Genomic DNA, 6,753 nt, shown 5'->3' with positions numbered 1-6,753 from the left:
GACAGTATTGTCATAGGTGCATCAAGTTGCGCTGGTAAAAATCAACGTCGGTCAACGACGTGTCGGGAGTGAAGCTCGAGTTCCTAGGGATTTCGCCGCTTCCGGCGCGTCTGAGACGCCTGATCTTTTGCACCCTGAGCGAACTTCCGGTGCGGTCCTTGGACCGCACCGGGCTTTTCGCACTCTGTTTCGCCTGCCGACTGGACGGATCCGATATGACCCTGCGTTTGCCGAACGCCCGCCGCACCGCTGTTTCCGTTCTGGCGCTGAGCTTTGCTCTGGCCGTTGGCGCTTGCGCGGCGACGACGTCACGGCCAGTTCCGATCAACTATGTGAAGCCCGCGGATAGCATCGTCACCGACGCTGCGCGCGCCCATCCCGACCTGTGGCCCCATGCCGCATCCCCGGCGGCGATGACGGACCCGGCGACCGAGGCCTTCGTCACAGAACTGATGGCGAAGATGACGCTGGAGGAAAAGGTCGGCCAGACGATCCAGGCCGATATCGCCTCGATCAAGCCCGAAGACCTGCTGACCTATCCGCTGGGCTCCATCCTGGCCGGCGGCAATTCTTCGCCGGGCGGTGATGAACGCGCCTCGGCCCAGAAATGGGTCGAACTGGCCCAGGCCTTCCGCCGCGCCGTGGCCCAGCGTCCCGGCGCCAAGATTCCGATGATCTACGGCATCGACGCCGTCCACGGTCACAACAACATCGTCGGCGCCACCATCTTCCCGCACAACAGCGGCCTGGGCGCGGCGCGCGAACCCGATTTGATCCGCCGCATCGGCGAGGCCACCGCGCTGGAAGTCGCCGTGACCGGCGCCGACTGGACCTTCGGTCCCACCCTGGCCGTGCCCCAGGACGACCGTTGGGGCCGGGCCTACGAAGGCTATGGCGAAAATCCCGAGATCGCGCAGAGCTACGCCGGACCGATGACTCTGGGACTTCAGGGCGCGCTGTCCGCCGACCATCCGCTGGCGCCCGGCCGTATCGCCGGCTCGGCCAAACACTTCCTGGCCGACGGCGGCACCACCGGCGGACATGACCAGGGCGATTTCGCCGGCTCCGAACAGGAGATGATTCGTACCCATCTGTCCGGCTATCCCCAGGCCATCGACGCCGGCGTCCTGTCGATCATGGCCAGCTTCTCCAGCTGGAACGGCGTCAAACACTCGGGCAACGAGACCATATTGAACGACGTGCTGCGCGGCCCGCTGGGCTTCGACGGCTTCGTGGTGTCCGACTGGAACGCGCACGGCCAACTGCCGGGCTGTTCGAACGAGAGCTGCGCCCTGGCCTTCAACGCCGGCATCGACATGTTCATGGCGCCCGACAGCTGGAAGCCGCTGTACCAGAACACCCTGGCCCAGGTGCGGTCGGGTGAAATCCCGATGGCGCGTCTGGACGAGGCCGTGCGTCGCATCCTGCGGGTCAAGGTCAAGACCGGCCTGTTCAACGACGCCCGTCCGGTCGAGGGTCATCTGAACGAGCTGGGTTCGCCGGCTCACCGCGCCCTGGCGCGCGAGGCGGTGCGCAAGTCGCTGGTGCTGTTGAAGAACGAGGGTTCGGTCCTGCCGATCCGGTCAGGCGCTCGGGTCCTGGTCGCCGGTCATGCCGACGACATCGGTCAGGCTTCCGGCGGCTGGACCCTGACGTGGCAGGGCACGGGCAATTCCAACGCGGACTTCCCGAACGGGCAGTCCATCTGGGGCGGCATCCAGGAAGCGGTCGCCGCCGGCGGCGGCACGGCGACCCTCAGCGCCGACGGAACGTTCACCCAGAAGCCCGACGTCGCCATCGTCGTCTTCGGCGAGACCCCCTATGCCGAGTTCCAGGGCGACGTCGATACGCTGGACTTCCTGCCGACCGAACCTCTGGAAACCTTGAAACGCCTGAAGACGGCGGGCGTTCCGACCGTGTCGGTCTTCCTGTCGGGTCGTCCGATGTGGACCAATCCCGAAATCAACGCCTCGGACGCCTTCGTCGCCGCCTGGCTGCCCGGCACCGAGGGCGGCGGCGTCGCCGACGTCCTGATCGGCGATACGGCCGGCAAGCCGCGCAACGACTTCCACGGCGCCCTGTCGTTCAGCTGGCCCAAGGACGCCAAGGGCGAGCCGCTGAACGTCGGCCAGCCCGGCTATGATCCTCAGTTCGCCTATGGTTACGGCCTGACCTACGCCAAAGGCGGCCGGGTCGGCGCCCTGTCCGAAGACAGCGGCGTGGCCGGCGCCATCGGCAGCGTAGATCGCTATTTCGTCGATGGTCGCTTCGTCGCGCCCTGGTCGCTGATGCTGCGCGACGCGGGTGGGGAATTCCGTCTGGGCAACGAGAGCGCAGGCTCCAGCCCGCGCGGCGGTGTGGCGGTGCGATCCACCGACGGGGCCGGCCAGGAATCGGCCCGCACCCTGACCTTCGGCACAGTCGGCGGTCACGCCCTGATCGCCGCCCGACCCGTCGACCTGGTGCGTCAGGCGAACGGTGAAATGGCCCTGGCTTTCCGCTACCGCGTCGACGCCAAGCCGACAGCCCCGGTCCTGCTGACGCTCGGCGAGGGGCAGGTGGACGTCACCGCGATCTTCAACGCCGCACCTCTGGGCCAATGGCGGACGCTCAAGGTCCGCCTGTCATGCCTGCGCGATGCAGGCGCGAATCTGGCGGCGGTGGAACAGCCGTGGGGGCTGCGTTCGAGCGGCGTCTTCGGTGTGACGGTCGAGGATGTTCGCCTGGCGTCGAACGAGGGCGATACCGTCTGCCCGACAACCTAGGCTTCGATCCTGACCGACGACCAGTCGTGCAGGGATGTCCGGCGCAATAGGCTGGCAGCCTGATGGCAGCGCCTTGGGTCCCTTAGGTTCCCAGGGCCTCGATCAGGTCGCCCATATTGCGGACGAAGACCGAGGTCGAAACCCCCTCGACCGGGAAGTCGGTGTTGTAGGGCGAGGTGTCCCACAGGTCGCCGACGCGGGTCATCTGATACTCTCCGCCAGTCACCGTCATCGGTGAATCGCCCCGGTAGGGGTTGGAGGTGGTGGTCAAGGGGGTGGGCCAGTAGCCGCGCGCGTTCAGGCCCGCCATCACCTCGGCCGCGCGGGCGGCGTGCGGCCGGGTCGGGCGGCGCGCCTCGCTGGACATGTCCCAGACGTCCACGTCCTGAAGCGTGAAATATTTGGGCAGGTGCAGCGAGCCCGGACGCGCCTTCAGTGGCGAACCGCGCGTGGCCTCATCGACCGGCAGGGCCGCCAGACGCGCATATTCCGCACGAAGGGCCGGGGTGTCCACGTTGCGGAAGGACCCATAGTGGACGATCAGATTGGCGGGGTTGTCGTCTGCGTAATACTGGCCGTTGGCGACGTTCGAGCCGCGCCGGTGGATATAGACCGGGGTGTTGGCGCCCTCCAGAATGAAGGTCGGGTGCGTCCGGCCCGGCGTGTTCAGCGGCGGTTTGGCCGCGACCTGATCCAGCCAGTCCATCGCTTCGGGCAGGCGGGCCAGGAATTTGAGATCGCCGGTCAGGCGATAGAAGCCCAGCATGGACTTGATGTTCGTGCCGGTCGCATGGGTGGCGAACGCCTGGGGCTCGATGGTGCGGGCGCCGGCGGGCTTCAGCGTATCGGGGAAATGTTGCAGGCCCCAGGCCGGTTGCGGCTGGGGCTGCTGGGTCTTCACGAAGATGTCCATACCGCGATGGATGGCGTCCAGGATGCGGGCGTCGCCCCGGCCGTTCTTGGCCAGGCCGTGCCACGCGTAGATCAGGAACTCCAAGTTCTCACCGGCCACATCGTCGTTGAAGGTGATGTAGGGGGTATAGTCCGCGTGGCCGTGCACTCCGCCGCCCTGGACGAAGGGATAGCGTTGCGGCCAGCCGCCGTTCGGATACTGGCTGTCCAGCACGAAGGCGATGGCCTTGTTCAGTGGCGCCAGATAAGCCCGATCACGCTTCTCCAGATACAGCCGCAGCAATAGTTGCGACGCCTCGGCCGTGCCGGCGTCGTCGAAGGTGGCGTTGCCGTAGTAGCGGTGGAATTCCTCCAGCCGCCAGGCGTTCTTGCCCACCGTCTCGTACCAGCGCTTCAGCGAGGCCTCGCCGGCGGTGTCGATGACATAGTTCCAGCCCCCGGCCGGATGCTGACCCTTGACCAGGGCGTCGGCGGCGGACTTGGCGGCCTCATAATAGAAGTCGTCGCCGGTGGCGTGATAGGCGTCTAGGAACAGATGGCCGACCGTCGCCGTTCCGGGCGGCTGGACCCAGATCATCGTCGGCGCGGCCTCCAGTTCGCCCCAGCGGCGCGAGAAGTCGGGCAGATATTGCCAGACATAGCCGCCCTCGACGGCGGCCTCTTCGCGCATGAACCGGGCGGCGCGCTTCATAGCGTCCAGAACGGCGGCGCGGTCGGGCGAGGCCTGAGCGCCGACGGGCAGGGCGGGGGCCGAGGCGGCGACGAAGGTGGCGGCGGCGCCGGCGGCCAGCAGGGCGCGACGGTTCATGGACGGTGCGGGCATGGGAACTCCTGGGTGACCTCTCTCGGACGGTTCTTGGCGACCGTCTCGAGTGATGACTGAAGCACGATTGACACCGGTTTCCTAGTCCCGGTCTCGCCGCGACTACCGTCGAATATCGAAGCCCTGATCGTTCATGGCGGCTTTGACGTCGTCTGCGGAGAAGAGGTTGAAGTCGCCGGGGACGGAGTGTTTCAGGCTGGCGGCGGCCAGGCCGAAGTCGAGCGCGTGCTGATCGGGCCACCCGCTCCACAGACCGAACAGGACGCCGGAGGCGAAGGCGTCGCCGCCGCCCACGCGGTCTACGACGCCGGCCATCTGGATGGCCTCGGCCTGGGTCTCGATCACGCCGTCCTTGTCGCGGGTCAGCATGACGGCGGACAGGGCCTGGTCGGCGACGCTGTCCTGGACGCGCAGGGTGCAGGCGATGCGTTGCAGGCGGGGGAAGGCGGCGAAGGCGGCGGCGGCGGCCTGGCGACGGCGCTCGGCCGGATCGGGGTCGTCAAACCGGGTCTTCAGCACCAGGGCGAAGTCGCGGTCGTCAGCGAAGGCGACCGTGGCCCCGGCCAGCATCCGGCCCAAGGTGGTCGGCGGGTCGCCGTCCCACTGTTCCCACAGCTTACCGCGGAAATTGCCGTCATAGCTGACCTTGACCCCCCGACGCACGGCGGCCTCGATCAGGGCGACGGCGGCGGCTGAGCCGTTCGGCCCCGTCGCCGGGGTCACGCCCGAGGCGTGCAGCCATTCGACCCCGTCCAGCAGCTGGTTCCAGTCGAAGGCGTCATGGACGTGTTCGACGAAGGCGGAGCCGGCGCGGTCATACAGCACCTCCGACGGCCGCCGCACGGCGCCGGGCGTTAGGAAATACAGCCCCATCCGGCCGGGCTTGAACACGACGGGCGAGGTGTCGACGCCGTGTTTGCGCACCTCGTCGCGCGCCGCCCGGCCCAGGGCGTTGTCGGCCAGGACGGTCGCCAGGGCGGTCGGGGCGCCGAACTGGGCCAGGGACACGGCGACGTTCGCCTCGGCCCCGGCGGGACGGACCGTCAGGGCGGGGGACTGGAGCAGGAGCTCGTTCTGGTTCGGCGAGAACCGCAGCAGCATCTCGCCAAAGCAGAGGATGCGGTTGGAGGGGGCGTTCTGGGACATGAGACTAACCGCAGCGGGATCGGAACGGCACTGTGCCTGACACGGCCGGAATGACGAATAGAGTCTCTCTAATCACTCTCGCCGTCATCCTCGCCCTTGTGGCGAGGATCCATACTCCCGGTGCGTCCGCAGGGCGCGCCGGCCTTGAAACCAGGAGTCTGGATCCTCGGAACAAGCCCGAGGATGACGAAAGCGGGAAGGATCAGCGCGCCTGCCAGCCGCCGTCGACCGGCAGGATGGCGCCCTGGACATAGTCCGAGGCCCGGCTGGCCAGGAAGACGGCGGCGCCGCCCAGATCCGACGGCTCGCCCCAGCGCCCGGCCGGGATCCGGCCCAGGATCTCGGCCGAACGGACCGGGTCCTCGCGCAGGGCCTGGGTGTTGGCCGTGGCGAAATAGCCGGGCGCAATGGCGTTGGCGGTGATGCCGTGCGGGGCCCATTCATTGGCCATCAGCTTGGTCAGACCGGCGACGCCGGACTTGGAGGCCGTATAGGAGGGCACGCGGATGCCGCCCTGGAATGACAGCATGGAGGCGATGTTGATGATCTTGCCGCCGTCGCCCTGTTTGATGAACAGGCGGGCGACCGCCTGGCTCATGAAGAAGACCGTCTTCAGGTTGATGTTCATCACCAGGTCCCAGTCGGCCTCGGTGAAGTCCACCGCGTCGGCGCGACGGATCAGACCGGCGTTGTTCACCAGGATGTCGATCCGGCCCATGGCGGCCAGGGCTTCTTCGACCACCCGTCTGACCGGCTCGATCGAGGTCAGGTCGGCGCTGATGGCATGGGCGCGACGACCCATGGCCGTGACCCGGGCGACGGTGTCGTCCGAATCCGACAGGGCGACCGAGACGATGTCGGCGCCGGCCTCGGCCAGGGCCAGGGCGATGCCTTGGCCCAGGCCCACATTGCCGCCGGTGACCAGGGCGACCTTGCCGGTCAGGTCGAATGGGTTGCTCATGACAGGCACGTTTCCTCTCAGATCTATTTCAGGCGCCGGAACGGACCCGGCTTGTCTGCGTTGGTAACCGGTGTCATATACCGATGCAAACGCTTAGACCATAACTGAAAACACAGGCACTCGGCTTCGGCGCTTCGTCGCATCCG

Annotated in this window: 4 protein-coding genes; 1 reads left to right on the top strand and 3 read right to left on the bottom strand. The window is 67.4% G+C overall.

What is annotated here, in order from left to right; all coding sequences use genetic code 11:
- The first annotated feature begins 215 nt into the window (after positions 1 to 215).
- Positions 216 to 2,765 (top strand): exo 1,3/1,4-beta-D-glucan glucohydrolase, encoded by a 2,550-nt coding sequence (locus Q7J26_RS07310; protein WP_304935824.1) that lies wholly within the window; start codon positions 216 to 218, stop codon positions 2,763 to 2,765.
- 82 nt (positions 2,766 to 2,847) lie between these two features.
- Here the strand turns inward: Q7J26_RS07310 and Q7J26_RS07305 are convergent, their stop codons facing one another.
- The 3 genes from Q7J26_RS07305 to kduD all read right to left on the bottom strand — a co-directional run bounded on the left by Q7J26_RS07305 (position 2,848) and on the right by kduD (position 6,607).
- Complete coding sequence (locus Q7J26_RS07305) at positions 2,848 to 4,500, bottom strand: pectate lyase (RefSeq protein WP_304935823.1); 1,653 nt, start codon at positions 4,498 to 4,500, stop codon at positions 2,848 to 2,850.
- A 102-nt stretch (positions 4,501 to 4,602) separates the two neighbouring features.
- Positions 4,603 to 5,646, bottom strand: coding sequence for a sugar kinase (locus Q7J26_RS07300; protein ID WP_304935822.1), 1,044 nt, complete (start codon positions 5,644 to 5,646; stop codon positions 4,603 to 4,605).
- Between the two features lie 202 nt (positions 5,647 to 5,848).
- Positions 5,849 to 6,607 (bottom strand): 2-dehydro-3-deoxy-D-gluconate 5-dehydrogenase KduD, encoded by a 759-nt coding sequence (gene kduD, locus Q7J26_RS07295; protein ID WP_304935821.1) that lies wholly within the window; start codon positions 6,605 to 6,607, stop codon positions 5,849 to 5,851.
- Between the last annotated feature and the right edge of the window lie 146 nt (positions 6,608 to 6,753).

This window comes from Brevundimonas sp. (assembly GCF_030656255.1).
Lineage (GTDB): Bacteria > Pseudomonadota > Alphaproteobacteria > Caulobacterales > Caulobacteraceae > Brevundimonas.
The sequence above is the reverse complement of the archived record's forward strand: the minus strand, read 5'-3'. Positions and strand labels throughout refer to the sequence as shown.

Coding starts and splice junctions, on each gene's coding strand:
- Q7J26_RS07310 (WP_304935824.1), top strand. CDS start 216: ATGACCCTGCGTTTGCCGAACGCCCGCCGCACCGCTGTTTCCGTTCTG.
- Q7J26_RS07305 (WP_304935823.1), bottom strand. CDS start 4,500: ATGCCCGCACCGTCCATGAACCGTCGCGCCCTGCTGGCCGCCGGCGCC.
- Q7J26_RS07300 (WP_304935822.1), bottom strand. CDS start 5,646: ATGTCCCAGAACGCCCCCTCCAACCGCATCCTCTGCTTTGGCGAGATG.
- kduD (WP_304935821.1), bottom strand. CDS start 6,607: ATGAGCAACCCATTCGACCTGACCGGCAAGGTCGCCCTGGTCACCGGC.